Raw genomic sequence first — 17,151 nt, forward strand, 5'->3', positions numbered from 1 at the left:
AGCCGCACCGATTCAAACGAACAGGGCATGTCGACGTCCGATACGTCGTCATGCCCCGCTGCATCAGAACTTGGCATCGAGTTGCAGGCCGACTTGACGGAAGGACTGCGGTCCGTAGATCACGCCGAGGCCCGACCCGAAATTGCTTTGCAGGATGGACGGTTCGTTGACGTTGAATAGGTTGCGCACGAACAGGCCCGCCGAATAGCGTTCATCTTCGCTGCGCACGCCCACGCGTCCGCCGACCGTCCAGTGGGGGCGGAAAGTTTCCTCGGTGCGCGACGTATTCTGATAGCGGATTCGTGATTTCCAGATCGTGTCCGCTGCCAGGAAGCCGTTGAGACCGGACGTCAGTGGCTGCTCATGTTCGCCCGACAGGGTGAATTTGTAGCGCGGCGAATAGGCAAGCTGCTTGCCACCGATATTCGAGCCATCATTACCGATGAATCCACCCGGATAGGTCGCCTTGGTGTAGATGAAGCCGGTGTTCAACGACAGGCGATCCGAAATGCGACCGAACAGATTGACTTCGGCACCCCGCGTCTTGACCCCGTCAATGTTGGTTTGAGCGCAAACCAGCTGAGCCGTGATGGGATTGACGATACATTCCTGCGCCTGGAAGTTCTTGATCTTGCTGTAGAACAGGCTGAAGTCCAGCACCGCACCACCGAACAAGGTCGCCTTCACGCCGCCTTCATAGGACATCGGCACTTCAGGCTGCACGACATAGGGCAGCAACGGCGCGGTCGGCACCGCGATCTGACCGCCCTTGAACCCGCGCGACGCGGTTGCATAAGCCATCAGCGAAGGGGCGACGTCATATTGCAGGCCTGTGCGCCACGATACGCGATCGACATTCAGGATCTGGAAGCTCTTGGCCCCATTGCCCGCATCGGTGCGATCCAGCGACAGCCGACCGCCGGTGTAGCGACCGCCCAGGATGACGCGCAGGCTGTCCGTCGCATGCAACGTCCCCTGGCCGAACACAGCCAGTGATTCGTCGGTGATTTCGTTCAGCGCGCCGGGCGAATCCACCGGACGAATCACGACGCCATTGGGCAAACGAACCGAAATGGTGAAGCGTTCTGGCTGCTGCACTGTTTTTTGGTTCGAATAAAAAGCGCCCACGGTATATTCAAACGTCGAATTGCTGGCGGACGAGGCCCGGAATTCCTGTGTAAAAAGGCGGATATTGCTCGCCGTAGGCCCGCTTCGCAGTGTCGATGCCAAAGGGTCGGCGCGATAGATGCTGCCACCAGTGGCTGTGCTGGTCTCCGACTTACGATAAGCGGTGATGGACGTCAGCGTCAGCGGCCCGGCATCATATTCCAGCTGCGCTGATCCACCCCAGCTCTCGTTCCGGCTACGAAGACCATTGGCGATGCAGAAATCCTGATTACCTTCGCCAGGCGTAATGCCGCAGCTATTGAGCAATGCAGTGTTGGCCGGGGTGTTCGAAAGGAAGGTAAAGAAGTCGCCGCCATTTTCGGCAGAACCCTTCGACCAGTCACCCAGCAGGTTGAAAGTCAGATCATCAGTGACGTTCCACAGATAGCGGCCGCGCACGGCGTAACGGTTGACATCGTTCCAGTCGCCCGTGGTCGCATTGCGGTTCACACCCTGACGCAAGTTGGCCATACCCGACACGCGCAGCGCGCTGGTGGTGCTGACCGGCACGTTGATGACGCCTTGAATGACCTGCTGGCCATATTTGGAGCCTGCCGTTCCTTGATCGGACACTTCTGTGCGCAACCGGCCACTGAACTGGGTTGGGTCGGGCGCGTTGGTGGTGATGTTGATGACGCCGGCCGAGGTGGTCAGGCCAAACAACGTGCCTTGCGGCCCCTTCAACACTTCGATGCGCGACACATCGAACAGATCGGAGATGTTGGCGTTGCCCTGGCTCACCTGATCGACCACGACGCCGACCGACGCGACCGCACCGGGTGAAAAGCTTTGCGTGCCGATGCCGCGAATGGAACCGCCACCGCCGGTATTCTGGGCCGGAGCAGACTGAATTTCCAGTGCGGGGGCAATACGGTTCAGGTCGTTGAGGTTGTTGACCTGCTGCCGTTCCAACTGCGCCTGGCTGGCGACGGTGATGGAAATGGGCACTTCCGTTACCTTTTCCTGCCGCCGCTGAGCGGTGACGATGATGTCGGAATTGGCATCCTCGGCTGCCGCCTGCGGTGCGGCATCCTGCGCCATGGCCGGTGCAGTCAGCGCGATGACGCTCGCGCTGGCGAGCGCCGCGATGGTGATGTTGAACTTACGCATGGTAACTCCTCCCCTTCTTATCATTCGGTCGTCTTAAGGTTGATTATGCTTCGTCGATGATCCGGTTGGTCAATGTGCCGATGGTGCCGATCGTGACTTCCACCTTGTCACCGGCATTCATGTACAATGGTGGGATGCGCTTATCGCCGACGCCGCCGGGCGTGCCGGTGGCGATTACATCGCCGGGGGCGAGCGGCGTGAAGGCGCTGATATATTCGATGACCGTGGGAATATCCCAGATCATGTCGCAATCGCCTGATCCTGCACCAATTCGCCGTTGAGGCGGGTCTGCACGCGCAACGCACCTAGATCGTCAATCTCGTCCGCCGTCACCAGCGCGGGGCCAAAGCCGCCAGTGCCGGGGAAAGTCTTGCCCGGCGTGAACTGGATATTGTGGCGCTGCCAGTCGCGGGCCGACCCGTCGTTGAACGCGCTGTAGCCCGCGACATAGGCCATGGCGTCGGCAGCGGCGACCTTGTGGCACGGCTTGCCGATCACGACCGCCAGCTCGCCTTCATAATCGAAACGGGCGGTCACGGTCGGCTTCACCATCGGCTGGCCATCGGCGATCAGGCTGTCGGCATAGCGCACGAAGATGGCGGGATGCGCTTTCTGTTCGCGCCCGGTTTCCTTGACATGTTCGGCGTAGTTGAGGCCGACGCACAGGATCTTTGCAGGATCGGGAATGACCGGCAAACGCACAACATCGGCAACGGCGAAGGTCGCGCCATCGGCCAGCGTCGCAAGGCTGCCGTCGGTCAGCGCGGCCTTCAGGCTCGGCACCGCGTCGTTTGCCAATTCGACGATGGTTTCGCCGCTGATGCGGCCAAAGCTGGCGGTGCCGTCGGGACGGCGGAAGCTGACATAACGCATTAGATATTTTCCTCGGTCAGAACGTCCAGCGACTGCGGTTCCCAGTCGCGGCGATGGCGGAATTTTTCCTCGGCGGCGCGCAGGCTGTCGAAATCCTTGGTCGAAATTCCCCACTGGTCGATCCGTTTGGCGGGCCAGGTCCAGTCTTCCGGGGCGCCTGCCTGATAATCGTCAGGCACCTTGTTCACGGCGGTCGAGAATTCGATCACGGGGCCAAAGGGGGCAATGAAATAGGCGAACACATTGGCGCCCGGACCATGGCGACCCGGACCCCATGCCGGTGCCATATCCTGATCGCGCAGGCGGCCGATGCCGCGCATTACCGCGTCCAGATCTTCCATTTCGAAGGCGATATGGTTCAGGCTGGAAATGCCTGCGCGGGCAAACGCCGTCGAATGGTGCGAATCGTTGCAGCGCACGAACACCATGCCCTTGGTCCGGTCAGACACGCGAAAACCCAGCGCATCTTCGACCAGATGGCCGGTCATTTCGGCATCGGCGCTGTTGAACACCACATGGGTCAGCTTGACCGGTAGGTCGGCCCCTTCGATCGGCGCAACTTCCTGCGCATCGACCAGAAAGCGCAGCAATTCGCCCTCCGCCAGTTCGACGATGATGCCATGACCGCCGCCCGGATCGTGCGACACGACCGGCGCTGCGTTCAACCCTGCCGCGCTGACCGATGCCTTGAGCTGCTCCAGCCGGTCGGCGGTGCAAACGAAGGTCGTGGACCGCACATAGCAGTCGGAAGACTCCTCCAGCGCGACCAGATAGGGATAGCTGCCCGATCCGCGCAGATAATGCGTCGCCCCTTCGACTGCCGCCGGGGCCATGCCCCAGATGTCGGTCAGAAAGGCCGCAGCCTCCGCCGCGCCGGGCAGCGACAATTCGATGCTGCGCAACTTCATTTTGCGTCTCCATGGGTCAGGCCAGCGGCAAGGATACCGGCAATGGCGCAGGCTTCGTCGCAATCGCCGGTGTCGCCGCTGATCCCGACGGCACCAATCACCGCGCCTTCCAACTCACGGATCAGGACGCCGCCGGGCGACAGGGCAAGCTGGCCGCCGGTGACGGCCACCACGCTCTGAAAGAAAGTGGGGTTATTTGCGGCGCGCCCGGCAATGACGCGGGTGTCTGCGCCCATGCCCAATGCGCCCGTCGCCTTGGCCTTGGCAATGTCGAACCGGAACAGGCTCGCGCCATCCTGCCGTGCGAAGGCAAGCGGGTGCGCCCCTGCGTCCAGCACCACCACGGCCAGCGCCGGGGCGTTGTCACCGCGCGGCTGCGCAAGGGCGGTGTCGATGATCGTGCGTGCCTGAACAAGTGTGAGGGTCATGCCGCAATCTCCTGAGAAACGGTCCGGGCGATCAGCGCGTCGCGCAACGCGATCAGGTCCGCCGATTCGCCCGTACCAAAAACATAATGGTCGGGACGCAGCAGCACCGCATCCGCGCCGCGCATGTTGAGCCAGCCCGCAATCGCACCGGCATCGTCCAGTGTATCGAGCGCCACGACGGTCACGTCGTTCGGCGCAGCAACCGGGTGCCGCACAAATAGCCGCCAGCCGCCGCCCGTCACATCGTCCAACAACTGGCCACCGACGCGCGGCTGGATGAAGCGTTCGCCCGCCCCTGCCGTGCCGCGTGCGACGATGCCGGTCGATATGGCGGGGATCAGGTCGGCGGCCGTCCCTTGCTGCGTGGCCTTAGCCGCTTCGCGCATCGCCGCGTCACGGGCGGCGGCGGCGGCAGGATCAAGCACGCAGATATAGCGGCCAGCGCCCACGGCGGCGGAAATCACTGCGCGAACATGGGGGTCGCGTTCGGGTTGATAGGTGTCGAGCAGCGCGTCGGGGGCGTCGCCCCGCACCACGGCCGCCAGCTTCCACGCCAGATTGGCCGCGTCGCGCATCCCATGGCACATGCCCTGCCCGAAAAAGGGCGGCGTCTGGTGCGCGGCATCACCCGCCAGAAAGACGCCGCCCTGCCGCCACCGCTCGGCGATCAGACCGTGAAAGCGATAAGTCGCCGCGCGCACGATCCTGTGTGGCACCCCGGAGAGGTAGGGCGCGACAAGGGCAGCGACATTATGCGGTTCCATCATCGCTTGGTCATCTTCACCGGGCAGCAGCATGAATTCCCAGCGGCGGTGATTGCCGCGCCCCGGCACGATGGTCGCGGGACGCTTGGGGTCACACATCATCACCGACAGTTTTTGCAGATCGGCTGCTTCCGGCACGCCCCAAAGGTCGGGGAAGCGGACCGGACCGTCGACTTCGGCATCGACCACCAGCCAGGGTTCCTCGAAATCCAGATCGTCGAGCTTTATGCTCAACGCCTTGCGCACGGCACTGCGCGATCCGTCGCACGCTATGACATAGCGCGCCTGCGCCGTGTCGCCGCCCGACAAGCGCAATGTCACGCCATTTCCGTCCTGCTCCAGCCCCTCGAACCCAACACCCAGCCGCAGTTCGACCGTAGCATGGCCCGCCAGCGCATCGCGCAGATGCTGCTCCAGTTCAGGCTGGTAGAAGAAATAGTCGTTGGACCAGCTGAATGGCCGCGCCCGGCCCACCGTCCCCATATATCTGATGACGCCATGGTCGGCGCCGACATGCAGGTGCCCTTCGGTATCGCGCATGTCGCCCGCCACTGCGTCGATCACGCCCGCCGACTGGAACAGGCGCATCATCTCATGGTCCAGATGCACCGCACGGGGCAGCGGATAGGGGTTGGCTTCCTTCTCGATCACCAGGACCGACAGGCCGTTCCTGCCCAGTAAATTGGCCGCAAAGGCCCCCACCGGCCCGCAGCCGATAATCGCAACATCGAACATGATCGTCTTTCTTGTGGCGGTATCAGGCCGTTACCGGCTGGGTCGCGGGGGCTTTGTGCAATTTGCCACCCTGCATGATCATCGTGATCCGGCTGGCATCCTGCATGATCGTCACGTCCTGCGTCGGGTCGCCATCGACCAGCAGCAGGTCGGCGAGATAGCCGTTCTTCACCAGCCCGACGTCCAGTCCCATCAACTGCCCGCCCAGCATCGTCGCAGCGCTCAGCGCCTCGGCAGCCGTGAAGCCGAAGCGGGTGACGAAATGCTCCAGATCGCGGGCATTGCGACCATTGGGGTTGAACGGAAAGCCATAGTCGCCGCCGATCAGCACGCGCACACCACGGCGCTTCAACTCCGGCACCAGCACCGCTTCCAGTTCCAACCGCTCTGCAGCACTCGCCTTCATCGACGCCATGTTGATGTGCGGAGGAGGGGTCGCTTCCAGCGCGGCGACGGAAACGCCCGGACCGGGGGCATAGAAAATCTGGTCCTTGTGCGCGACCATCGCGTCCATCGCCGCTTCGTCGGCGAAGGAGCAATGATAGAGGATGCGCGCACCTGCTTCGAGCGCCAGTTGGATGGCGCGGGGTGAATAAGCATGGGTGGCAATCCACAGGCCTGCTTCTTTTGCGGCATCGCCCGCTGCCTGCATCTCTTCATCGGTGTAGAGGATGTCCCCCGACGAGCCGGGCTTCAACGCATCTTCACCCGAAATTACCAGCTTGAGCGACTGGACGCCCTCCTGCGCGCAATAAGCGACGAAATCCCGCATCGACTGGGCACCACGGCCATTGAAAACATCGCCGGTCTCGACGCCCTCTTCGCCTTCAGGGCTGCGTTCCAGCGTGGAGGGGACAAGGCGCGGACCGGGCGTTTCACCCGCTGCGATGGCGCGGGCCAGTTCCGGTTCGATATGATCGCCCAGCGCGCCAGCCGAATAGGCACTGGTGAAACCATGGTCCAGCAACACACGCGCGTTGCGCCACGCTGCGACCTTCAGCTCATCGGCAGGCAGGATGAACTGGTGATAGATTTTTTCGACCGAGCTGCCCCAGGTCAAATGCGTGTGGGAATCGACCATGCCCGGCATCAACGTGCCGCCTTGCCCATCGATCACCTGATCTGCTGTCGTGGCGGCGATCATCGCTTCATCACGCAACACGGCGGCGATGCGATCCTGCTCGATCAGGACGGCTCCGGCAAATGGCGCGGTGCCTTGCCCGTCAAATATGCGAACATTGCGAATAAGCTGTCGCATGCCGTCTCTCCCGCATTCCACTCTTGTTGCGCTCTCTATGGGCAAGTTTGATCAGGAACAAAAATAATGATTTTTTCCTACCTCATAGGCTGGAGCTATGGATGAGCGTTTCCAACATCTCGGACGCCAGACGCGAGAGTCTGCCACTCGCCAATCGACGCACGCCGATACTGCGGGAAAATTCCGCTTCCTCGATCGTGATCGCGCGCAGCACGCCGATTGACAGTTCCGCTGAGGCGACCTGCATCGGCAATATCGTGACGCGTTGGCTGCCACGGACGATTGCTTTGGTCGTAAGCAGGGAATCGCACCGGATGATATCCGGCGGCACCGATATATCGGCCGCAATAAACAGAGCGTCGATCTGTCGCCGGAATGCGCCGCGTGCTTCGGGTAATACCCAGCGCATCGCCGCCATGTCCTTGAGCGACATTTTGGCGGGCAGATGGTCGTTCTGGCGCCCGACGATGAGGGCGAAGGGATCGCGTGAGAAAGTGCGCTCCTCTATTCCCTCTGGTGGCTGCTCAATCCCGGTGGTAACGAACGCCAGTTCGATCTCGCCACGGTGCAGCATCGCCGCCAGATCATGGTCTGGGCGCTCCACCACATGCAGTGCGAATTGACCGATCCGGTCTTCCAGCCGTCGCACAGCGTCAGGCAGCAGGCTGACCAGAGCGCCCGGCGTGCCACCCACGCGCAAGGGCCCGGCCACCCCGACACTCGCCAGCTTCACTTCCGCTTCAGCATCGCGCAGCAGGCTGTCGACCGATTCCGCCCGGCGCAGTAGCGCTTCGCCTTCCAGCGTCAACACAATGCCGCTACGTGACCGCTCGAACAGCGATGCGCCCAACGCCTGTTCCAGTTGCGCTATTGCGTTGGACACGGACGGCTGCGATATATTCAGCAGCCGCGCCCCACCACTTATCGAATTGCTGCGGACAACGGCCAGGAAGGTACGGATAGCTCGGGGATCGATCATATCTTTTCCTTGGGATAGGCGATGAGCACGTGCAAGGGAGCAGTGCCTAAGCGGTTACACCCCTACACATCTTTGGTCGCACCGATCTATGCGGAGCTAAGACGAACGGAAGGTTCCGGCAGAAGCGGCCGTTCGTCATCAAGCGGTGAACGGCGTGAGTTGGTCGACTCCCGCCGGATTAGCAGAAGACGAACGGCACACGCGAAATGAATATATTCCGACGATTAACCGAATAGAACCGACGGCAGCTCGCCGCTAGCTTATCGATTCCGGCATCGCAGATGCCCTGTTCAGTGCCGGGTGGAATCCCAGTGATAGCATAATAGCGCGCTGCAATTTTGATATCGTCCTCAGATTGGCAAGAATGATCAAATCTGTAGACTGACCCCGAAGCTCATCTCTGGAGACTCCGAATGCCCCGCGTAGCGCCGTATGCCCGCTATTCCGAGGACAAGCAGAGCCCTGCATCCATCGACGACCAGTTTTTGATATGCCGTGAACAGGCAGCGCGCGAAGGCTGGCGGATTGTCGCCAATTATAAGGATGCAGCGATCTCCGGCGCGAGCGTCATTCTCCGTCCCGGAATCCAGTCACTTTTGCAGGATGCGCAGATGGGGCGCTTCGACATTCTGCTAGCCGAGGCGCTGGATCGGGTGTCGCGCGACCAGGCCGACATCGCGAAGCTCTACAAGAATCTCCAGTTCGCCGGCGTCAAAATCGTTACGCTGGCCGAGGGCGAAGTTTCCGAACTGCATGTCGGCCTCAAGGGCACGATGAACGCGCTGTTCCTCAAGGATCTTGCGAAGAAGACCCATCGCGGTCTGCGCGGCCGCGTCGAGAAGGGTAAATCCGGGGGCGGGCTTTGCTTTGGCTACGACGTCGTGCGGCGCTTCTCGAGCGAAGGCGAACCTGTGCACGGCGAGCGGAGTATCAATGCCGCGGAAGCTGAAGTCATTCGCCAGGTTTTTCGACAGTTCGCCAACGGGCTCAGCCCCCATGCAATCGCCTGCCGTCTGAATGACTCTGGGATTTCAGCCCCAACGGGCAAGCTGTGGACATCGACCACGATCCGCGGCCACGTCAAACGTGGCACCGGCCTCCTCAACAATGAGCTTTATATCGGCAAACTTGTCTGGAACCGGCTGCGCTATCTGAAGAACCCGCAAACCGGCAAGCGGGTCTCCCGCATCAATCCCAAATCCGAATGGATTGTGACCGAGGTTCCTGATCTGCGGATCGTGGATGAAGAACTCTGGCAGGCCGTGAAGGCGAGGCAGGAAAATATCGCGATCCAATATGCCGACGTCATCGAGGCAACCCGCTCCGCCCATAAAGCCCTCAATCGAACGCATCGCCCGAAAAGCCTTCTCTCCGGCCTGGTTTACTGCGGCTGCTGCGGCGGTCCTTATTCCCTTCGCGGGCAGGGGCGGTTTGCCTGTTCGAACCATGCTGATACGAAAAGCTGCTCGAACGGGCATAGCATCACGCGCGACAAACTCGAAGCGCGCGTCCTTGATGGTCTGTGCGATCGCATGATGACCCCCGAGGTCGCGGCAGAGGCCATTCGGACCTATGTCGAGGAGAGCAAMCGCATCAAYCACCAGCGCCGCGCGTCAGAAATCGCCGATCGAACGGATCTGCAGAAAGTCCTCAAGGCGATCAACGGCCTTGTGACACTCGCGAAAGAAGGCAAGGGCACACGCGCGCTTGTCGATGAGCTTTTGGAGTTGGAAGCCCAAGAGGATGCGCTCCGCGCCCGGCTCGCTGCGGCATCGGTGGATGTGCCCGACATCCATCCCAACATCTCCGAGATTTATCGGCGCAAGGTGGAACGACTGACGCACGCACTATCGCAGCCGGAAGAGCGCCAGGAAGCCGCCGATGCGTTGCTGGCGCTGATCGAGCGGATTGAGCTTACGCCCGGCGCGAAGCGCGGTGAGGTCAACGCCATGCTCTACGGTAAGTTTGGCAGGATCCTAGAGTGGATCGAGCAGCGTCGAGTGGTCGAGAATGCACAAAGCCCCGGCGCTTTTGCGTCGGGGCTTTGTGGAGTATCGCAATTTCAGATGGTTGCGGGAGGGCACAACTATCGAAACCGACATTTTATGAAATTTGCTATCTAATACAGCGTGCGCCTTATCGTAATTACGGCCTGGCCTTTTGAATAATGTACCTACCAATATTCCCATAAACGCAGGCTAAATACGATCCTTCACTTATAAAGAGAATCTTGATCGCGCGCCCCACATGTCGGCAAACATTGTAATTCATATGGGTCTGCCAAGAATAAACCTGTCTAATCTAAGAGCGCCGTAATCGTCTTGGTCTCGGTATAATGCAATACGCCTTCCTCGCCGACTTCGCGACCCCAGCCCGATTCCTTCACCCCGCCAAAGGGTGCCGACGGATCGTTCATGCCATGGGTGTTGATCCAGACCGTTCCGGCCTGCAATCGGCGCGCTGTCAGATGCGCGCGCGACAGGTCGCGGGTCCAGATGTTAGCGGCAAGGCCGTAGCGGGTATCGTTGGCTTGCCTGATCACATCGTCTACATCATCAAACGGAGTGGCGACCAGTACCGGCCCGAATATTTCCTCGCGCACGATGCTGGCCTCGGCACTGGGGTTGGCGAAGATCGTGGGTTCCACGAAATAGCCGTCCTGCCCGCCCGTCCCGCCGCCGGTCACCAATTCGGCACCGCTTGCCTGACCCTGCGCAATATAGTCCATCACCCGTGCTTGCTGCGTACGTGACACGAGCGGCCCGAGCATCGTGTCGGGGTCGCGCCCATGGCCGAGCTTGAAGGTCTTGGCCACCTGCGCCACGCCGTCCACCACCTTGTCGAACACCGACCGTTCGACATAGAGGCGCGAGGCGGCAAGGCAGACCTGCCCTGAATTGAAGAAAATCGCGAGCGCCGCGCCGATCGCCGCCTTGTCGAGATCGGCATCGGCGAAGATCAACGAGGGCGACTTGCCGCCCAGTTCCAGCGTGACACGCTTGAGGTCTTTCGCGCAGGTCTGGACGATGTGTTTGCCGACGCGGGTCGACCCGGTGAAGGCGATCTTGTCGATGCCCGGATGCTCGACCAGCGCCTGCCCCGCCTCATGCCCATAGCCGGTGACGATGTTCAGCACGCCTTCGGGCAGCCCTGCCTCCAGCGCCAGTTCGGCCAAGCGCAGCGCTGTCAGCGGCGTGACTTCGGACGGCTTCAGCACGATGGTACAGCCCGCCGCCAGCGCCGACGCGATCTTCCAGGCCGCCATCGCCAGCGGATAATTCCACGGCACGATCTGGCCGACGACACCGATCGGCTCGCGCACCGAGTAGCTGTGATATTGGCGACCATCGCCGGAAATGGGGTTTACCTGCCCATAAATCTTGGATGCCCAGCCCGCCATGTAGCGGAAGATGTCAACGGCGGCAGGCACGTCTACCGCCAGCGCATGATGCACCGCCTTCCCATTGTCATAGCTTTCGAGCAGCGCCAGTTCCTGCGCATGATTCTCGATCTTGCGCGCGATCGCCTCGATGATCCGGCCGCGATCGAGCGGGCGCATCCGGCTCCAGGCGGCTGATTCGAACGCGGCCCGTGCTGCACCCACAGCGCGATCGACATCGGCTGCGCTGCCCGCCGGAACGCTGGCGAAAACTCGTCCTGTCGCCGGGTCTTCAACGTCGATAACGCGGCCGTCCCCGGCCGCTTCCCATGATCGGCCGATTAACATTTTTGCTGTGGAAGGCGGACCTCGAAACCGGCGTCACCATGCAATCCGGCTGCGATCGAAACGGGTGCTGTCATGGAACATGTCTCCGGGGATCGAAAAGAAAGAGCCGCGCCCGCCTTTCAGGGCGCGGCCCAGGGAGAGCGGGTCAGAAGCGCGCCGACAGGGTCGCGCCGAACGTGCGTGGTCGTCCGGCAAAACGGACCGTCGTATCCGTGATTCGCGTGGCGTTGGACCAGTAGTAGGTGTTGCCCAGGTTACGCACGAAGGCGCTGATCTTGTAGCGCTTGTCGGCAAAGGACAGCCCTGCGCGCAGATCGATCAGCGTATAATCCTCGATCGTCAGGCCACCTTGCGCGCTCAGGTCCGCCGATGGCGTGGCTCGGGCGTTGCCCAGCACAGCCTTGGTATCGCTCTGGAAATTCAGATTGGCACCGATGAAAGCCTCGACATCGTCACTGAGCGCCCAGTCATATTGGGCATCGGTCACGATCTGAAATTTGGGCGTGTAGGGAAAGGCCGATCCGCCAAAATCCAGCTGGTTGCCATAGCTGTCATAGTTGACGAAACTGCCCTTGATCCGTGTGTCGAGATAGGTCGCGCCGATGCTGACGCGCAGGCCATCGGTCGGCGCGAGGTCGAGTTGAATTTCCGCGCCCTTGACCCGGCTTTTCGGGACATTGACCAACGCTTCGAGCGGGCCAAACACATTGGGATTGGCGATCACGCGGCCCTTCAACTGCTTGTCGCTATAGTCGTAATAGAAGAGTGCGCCGTTGATCTGGGCGGTGTTCTCCAGCAAGGTCAGTTTCGCGCCGAGTTCATAAGCGGTCACGGATTCCTGCGTGACGGGATTGAACTGGTTGGCGTCGCTGGCCGACAGCAGCGGAAAGCTGCCCGACTTGTATCCTTTGCTGACGGAAGCGTAGAGCAGCACGTCCCTGCTCGGCTTGTAATCGACACCCGCGCGCCAGGACATGTTATCCTCGTCCAGCGACTTACGCACTTCGCCCACGGTCAGCGTCGATCCGTCGATCGTGACGCAACCATTGGTGGGAATGTCGATGGGTGCCAGCCCTGCGCCACCGCGAATGAAGTTGACCAGATTTTCGATCCCCAGTCCCAGCGCATTACCGCGATCGGCCGTGCAACCGGCAAAATCGATATTGGTCTTGGTATAACGCACCCCGCCATGCAGGGTGATGCTGTTGCCGATGTCATAGTCCAGATTGACGAACACCGCCTTGTTGACGAATTTCTGGCGTGCATATTGGCTGTAGACGAAAAAGGGGATGCCAAGGCCGGCGTCAACGAAATTATAGGCCGATGTCGATTGGTCGTAGGGGCCGGCATCATCCTGCTGATAGGTTTTTTCGCGCGCATAGTTGGCACCCAGAATATAGGTCAGGCCGCCGGTCCGCCCTTGCAGACGCAATTCCTGCGACAGCGCCGTGATCTTTCCTGTGGTGTTGTAGAAATAGTCACGCAGGGCAACGCCGTCCGGGTCGATATCCTGGTCGTTATGATATTCCGACCAGCTGCTGATCGAGGTCAGGCTGACATCGTCGGTCACATCTATATCGCCCCGAAACGAAACCTGATAGAACCAATCGTCACGTTGGGGCTTCTGTTCCGGCGTCCAGTCGGCATCACGATTGTTACGCGGCGCGATGGGATAGGTGGCCAGAGGCCCCAGCCGCGCTGGATTGCCCAGCGGCACCACGCCGATCAGTTGCGCTGCCTGCCCGTCGCTCTTGTCGATGAAACCGTTGAGGTTGAGGGAAAAGCGTGCGCTATCGGACGGCTCGAAGTCGATGAGGATGCGGCCCGTGGTGAAGTTGCGATCGCCGAGCTTTTCATCGCGTGTGTAACTGCGTTGCCATGCCCCGCCCTGCTCGGTCCGCACCGCGACCCGCGCCGACACTGTGTCGCTGATCGGCCCGCTGATGAAACCGCCGCCCGAGACCTGCCCGAAACTGTCCAGACCCGCGTCAAGACCGGCTTTGAAGGTTGAGGTCGGCTTGGCCGCGATATAGTTGATCGCGCCGCCCGTCGCATTCGATCCGAACAGGGTGCCCTGCGGCCCTTTCAGCACTTCCACGCGCTCCAGATCGAGCGTCGCGCCGCGCGTCATGATGGAAAAGGGAATCGGCACCTGATCCTGATAGATGCTGACGGTGGGCTTGGCAGCCAGGCTGGTGTCGTAAAAGCCGATACCCCGCAATGTGTAGACAGGCGTTGCGAACGCGCTCTCGGTATAGTTGAAGCCCGGCACGATCTTTACCAGATCGGCGACATTGGTGATGCCCTGGTTCGCCAGCTTCTCGCCAGATGCCGCGGTGATCGACAGCGGCACATCGTTGATCGCCTGCTCGCGCTTCTGTGCCGTCACGACGATGTCGCCAAGGCCCGAGGATGTCGCCTGTGGCGCGGCGTCGGTCTGGCCCCAGGCCTGCGCATGCAATGCAACGGCCGATACGGTGGCGGCCAGCGTGATAATCCTCTTGGTCATGTTCAGACTCCTCCCATTTATCGCCCGGATGTTCCCATCCTCGGCCTGTGCGCCGGTCCCGCTTTGACGGTGATCCAGCGGCGATGTGCGTCAGTTCTTCGTGAAGCGGATCGGCAGCGCCTTGTACCCGCCGACGAAATTGGTCTCGACCATGCGGGGATCGCCCGCCATTTCGACCGACCTGAGATGCGGCAGCAATTCCTCGAACAGGATGCGCATCTCCAGCTTGGCGAGATGCTGGCCCAGGCACATGTGCGGACCGAAGCCGAAGGCGATGTGCGGATTGGGCGAGCGGGTAATGTCGAAGCGGTCAGCGTCGTCAAACACCGCCTCGTCGCGATTGCCCGACGGGTAATACCAAGATTCATTGATCATAACCCGTGTGCCCAGTCTCGGAGGCCGATGGACATAATCTTCCATGGTCGATCGACGAGCTGGTTCCAGGCGTAGGTGCAGTGGTCGACAATCTCTTCATAGGAACCGAACACCCGGTTCGATAGCCAATTGTCGCGCATATATTGCCAGATGTTTTCCTGCGGATTGAGTTCGGGGCTTTTCGAAGGGATTGGCACGATGGAGATATTGGGCGGAAGCACGAGTTTTGGGGTCAGGTGCCAACCGGCTTGGTCCATGAGGAGCACCGCGTGAGCGCCGGGCGCAACCGCCAATGAGATTTCTGCCAAGTGAAGGTTCATCGTGTCGGTATTGCAAAATGGCAGGATGAGCCCTGCCGCCTTTCCCTCCTGGGGACAGATTGCACCGAAGATATAGGCGGATTTCGTACGCTGGTCCTGTGGCGCCGAGGGGCGTGTCCCCCGTTTCGCCCATCGCCGGGTGATCTTGTTCTTTTGCCCGATCCGGGCCTCGTCCGCGAACCAGATTTCTACAGGCGTGCCGCGCGGGAGGGACGCTCTGACCTTGTCCAACTCGGCGGCAAAGCCCCCCTTTTGAAGGCCTCGATCGCCTCTGGATCCTGAGCATGATGTTTGGGCCGCGCGGAAAGTTTGCGGTAGCCAAGCGCTCGTAGTTCGCGGCTCAATGTTGGCCTTGAAACTGACACGCCAAATTCGTCCCAAAGCAATTGTGCCAGATCGATGATCCGCCACCGGACCACCCCATGAGCCGCCGGGATCGGACCGCTTTCGATTGCCTCTACCAAAGCCGCGCGATGGGTCGCATTCAGGATCGACGGCTGCCCAGGGGCTTTGCGGTCAATCAATCCGTCGGGCCCGGTTGCGTTGAACTTCACAACCCAGTCTCGGATGATCTGCAACGTCACGCCGCCGAGCCGCGCCGCCTCCGTTCGGCTTGCTCCCTCATAGATCGCCGCCAGCGCAAGCAATCGCCGGGCTTGCCCCCCATCTTTCGATCTGCGTGCCGCTGCCCTGGTCGCGGCGGCGTCAAAATCGGGACGAAGAGGGATCGGCATGGCAAAACTCCAGCTGTTCGCCATGTTGAATCAAGCCGCGCACCTCTTGGCAACCCCCTCCAGAGTCACGCTCTCAGAGATTTGGTATAACAGATCATCAGCCGTTCCATCGCGCGGATATCCATGCCGCGCACCTGCGTATCGGCGGTGGCATTGCGCATGAAATGCTTGACCGGACTGGTCCAGCGGATCGCCTCATCCACCAGGCCGGGGATGAGCGACGGGTCCGCCTTCACCTTGGCCCAATTTTCGGGATAGACCATCATCCCGTGCAGCCCACCGGCGGTAGAGGATGACGTCGTGTCATGGCCCGCCGTGGCGATCGCGACATAATAGCCATTCGCCTCGTCGCGCGGGATCGGCGCACCGTTGATCCGCGAATTGGCGATCAGCGACAACAGATCGTCGGTCGGCCTTTCCCGGCGATCAGCGCTTAATTTGTCGAAATAGGTATAGAAATCCTCGATCGAGGCTGCCCACTGCTTTGCCGCAACGACCGGGTCGGCCGCCATTTCGGGCCGCTGTTCCTCGGGATCATGCACGCCGAAAAACTCCTGCGTCAGCTTGAGCATCCGCGGTTCGTCTTCGGGTGGCACGCCGAACAGCGTCATGATGACGCGCAGCGGATAATGCAGCGCGAAATCGCGGACGAAATCGCATTCGCCATCAAAGCTCAGCAGATTGTCCACCGACTGGCGCGCCAGCATGCGGATCTGATCCTCCAGCTTGCTGATCTTGCCGGGCAGAAACCAGTTAGACGTCAGCGTGCGGTAGGACGCATGTTCGGGCGGGTCCATATAGGTCAGCGACGACAAGATGCGGATCGACCCGCCGTTGATGTCCCGCGTGAAGGCGTCCGATGCCTGATCGACAAGGATCGGGTTGTGATCGGCATTGTGGAACAGCTTGCCGTTGCGTTCCACTTCCTTAATGTCGGCATGTTTGGTGACGACCCACACCGGGTCATAACCAGGCACCTGTGCGATACCCAAAGGCATATGTTCGCGCAGCCAGCGAAAAGCGCCATAGATCGTCGCGTCGTCCGTGTAGCTTTTGGGCGCGATCACGATCCGCGCAATATCGTCGGGGATGATGGGACGCACGTCGGCATCCAGCGAAGTCGCCATGAAACTACCCTCTCCTACACGCTGTCCTAGGGACACTTACGTATTACGTATTTCCATTACGTAACTATGGACAAGCGGATTCGTCAATCGTAAAAAGAGGTCGGACCATTCAGCCTTTCAGGAACGGGAATCGCAGA

12 protein-coding genes and 2 pseudogenes are annotated in these 17,151 nt (G+C 60.9%); 1 reads left to right on the forward strand and 13 read right to left on the reverse strand.

All coding sequences use genetic code 11. The features are described from left to right. Nucleotides 1–63 precede the first annotated feature (63 nt). The 7 genes and pseudogenes from BF95_RS01030 to BF95_RS01060 form a co-directional block, all read right to left on the reverse strand. Nucleotides 64–2,277, reverse strand: coding sequence for a TonB-dependent receptor (locus tag BF95_RS01030; RefSeq protein ID WP_043148698.1), 2,214 nt, complete (start codon nucleotides 2,275–2,277; stop codon nucleotides 64–66). A gap of 43 nt (nucleotides 2,278–2,320) precedes the next feature. Beyond that, a pseudogene (locus BF95_RS01035) lies at nucleotides 2,321–3,150 on the reverse strand (fumarylacetoacetate hydrolase family protein). Continuing rightward, nucleotides 3,150–4,058, reverse strand: a complete 909-nt coding sequence (locus tag BF95_RS01040) for a VOC family protein (protein ID WP_043148700.1) — start codon at nucleotides 4,056–4,058, stop codon at nucleotides 3,150–3,152. Before BF95_RS01040 ends, BF95_RS01035 begins: the two are co-directional and overlap by 1 nt. Then, on the reverse strand, nucleotides 4,055–4,486 hold the full coding sequence (locus BF95_RS01045; RefSeq protein ID WP_043148702.1) for a GlcG/HbpS family heme-binding protein: 432 nt from the start codon (nucleotides 4,484–4,486) through the stop codon (nucleotides 4,055–4,057). The genes BF95_RS01040 and BF95_RS01045 overlap by 4 nt, the downstream gene beginning before the upstream one ends. After that, nucleotides 4,483–5,985 carry a bifunctional 3-(3-hydroxy-phenyl)propionate/3-hydroxycinnamic acid hydroxylase gene (locus tag BF95_RS01050; RefSeq protein WP_043148704.1) on the reverse strand — a complete coding sequence of 501 codons (1,503 nt, stop codon included), beginning with the start codon at nucleotides 5,983–5,985 and terminating at the stop codon, nucleotides 4,483–4,485. The genes BF95_RS01045 and BF95_RS01050 overlap by 4 nt, the downstream gene beginning before the upstream one ends. A 22-nt stretch (nucleotides 5,986–6,007) precedes the next feature. Beyond that, nucleotides 6,008–7,243, reverse strand: a complete 1,236-nt coding sequence (locus tag BF95_RS01055) for an amidohydrolase family protein (RefSeq protein ID WP_043148706.1) — start codon at nucleotides 7,241–7,243, stop codon at nucleotides 6,008–6,010. Nucleotides 7,244–7,325: 82 nt separating this feature from the next. After that, entirely contained in the window at nucleotides 7,326–8,222 is an 897-nt protein-coding gene (locus tag BF95_RS01060) for a LysR family transcriptional regulator (protein ID WP_043148707.1), read from the reverse strand. 413 nt (nucleotides 8,223–8,635) lie between these two features. Between BF95_RS01060 and BF95_RS01065 the strand changes: the two genes are divergently transcribed. Continuing rightward, nucleotides 8,636–10,345: a recombinase family protein gene (locus BF95_RS01065; protein ID WP_081763988.1), complete on the forward strand. Its 1,710-nt coding sequence runs from the start codon at nucleotides 8,636–8,638 to the stop codon at nucleotides 10,343–10,345. 173 nt (nucleotides 10,346–10,518) lie between these two features. On the opposite strand, the gene BF95_RS01070 is transcribed toward BF95_RS01065, so the two are convergent. The 6 genes and pseudogenes from BF95_RS01070 to BF95_RS01095 form a co-directional block, all read right to left on the reverse strand. Beyond that, complete coding sequence (locus tag BF95_RS01070) at nucleotides 10,519–11,949, reverse strand: aldehyde dehydrogenase family protein (RefSeq protein WP_043148709.1); 1,431 nt, start codon at nucleotides 11,947–11,949, stop codon at nucleotides 10,519–10,521. Between the two features lie 145 nt (nucleotides 11,950–12,094). After that, nucleotides 12,095–14,458, reverse strand: a complete 2,364-nt coding sequence (locus tag BF95_RS01075) for a TonB-dependent receptor (protein WP_043148711.1) — start codon at nucleotides 14,456–14,458, stop codon at nucleotides 12,095–12,097. A gap of 90 nt (nucleotides 14,459–14,548) precedes the next feature. Continuing rightward, nucleotides 14,549–14,833 (reverse strand): cytochrome P450, encoded by a 285-nt coding sequence (locus BF95_RS01080; RefSeq protein WP_043148712.1) that lies wholly within the window; start codon nucleotides 14,831–14,833, stop codon nucleotides 14,549–14,551. Next, nucleotides 14,830–15,564: an IS630 family transposase gene (locus BF95_RS25975; protein WP_235209509.1), complete on the reverse strand. Its 735-nt coding sequence runs from the start codon at nucleotides 15,562–15,564 to the stop codon at nucleotides 14,830–14,832. Before BF95_RS25975 ends, BF95_RS01080 begins: the two co-directional genes overlap by 4 nt. Continuing rightward, a pseudogene (locus BF95_RS28615) lies at nucleotides 15,462–15,911 on the reverse strand (helix-turn-helix domain-containing protein); the annotation flags it as partial. The gene BF95_RS25975 and the pseudogene BF95_RS28615, both read right to left, overlap by 103 nt. A gap of 41 nt (nucleotides 15,912–15,952) precedes the next feature. Next, nucleotides 15,953–17,014, reverse strand: coding sequence for a cytochrome P450 (locus BF95_RS01095; protein WP_200866857.1), 1,062 nt, complete (start codon nucleotides 17,012–17,014; stop codon nucleotides 15,953–15,955). Between the last annotated feature and the right edge of the window lie 137 nt (nucleotides 17,015–17,151).

Origin of the sequence: Sphingobium sp. Ant17 (genome assembly GCF_000588875.1) — a bacterium.
Classification (GTDB): domain Bacteria; phylum Pseudomonadota; class Alphaproteobacteria; order Sphingomonadales; family Sphingomonadaceae; genus Sphingobium.

Coding starts and splice junctions, on each gene's coding strand:
- BF95_RS01030 (WP_043148698.1), bottom strand. CDS start 2,277: ATGCGTAAGTTCAACATCACCATCGCGGCGCTCGCCAGCGCGAGCGTC.
- BF95_RS01040 (WP_043148700.1), bottom strand. CDS start 4,058: ATGAAGTTGCGCAGCATCGAATTGTCGCTGCCCGGCGCGGCGGAGGCT.
- BF95_RS01045 (WP_043148702.1), bottom strand. CDS start 4,486: ATGACCCTCACACTTGTTCAGGCACGCACGATCATCGACACCGCCCTT.
- BF95_RS01050 (WP_043148704.1), bottom strand. CDS start 5,985: ATGTTCGATGTTGCGATTATCGGCTGCGGGCCGGTGGGGGCCTTTGCG.
- BF95_RS01055 (WP_043148706.1), bottom strand. CDS start 7,243: ATGCGACAGCTTATTCGCAATGTTCGCATATTTGACGGGCAAGGCACC.
- BF95_RS01060 (WP_043148707.1), bottom strand. CDS start 8,222: ATGATCGATCCCCGAGCTATCCGTACCTTCCTGGCCGTTGTCCGCAGC.
- BF95_RS01070 (WP_043148709.1), bottom strand. CDS start 11,949: ATGTTAATCGGCCGATCATGGGAAGCGGCCGGGGACGGCCGCGTTATC.
- BF95_RS01075 (WP_043148711.1), bottom strand. CDS start 14,458: ATGACCAAGAGGATTATCACGCTGGCCGCCACCGTATCGGCCGTTGCA.
- BF95_RS01080 (WP_043148712.1), bottom strand. CDS start 14,833: ATGATCAATGAATCTTGGTATTACCCGTCGGGCAATCGCGACGAGGCG.
- BF95_RS01095 (WP_200866857.1), bottom strand. CDS start 17,014: ATGGCGACTTCGCTGGATGCCGACGTGCGTCCCATCATCCCCGACGAT.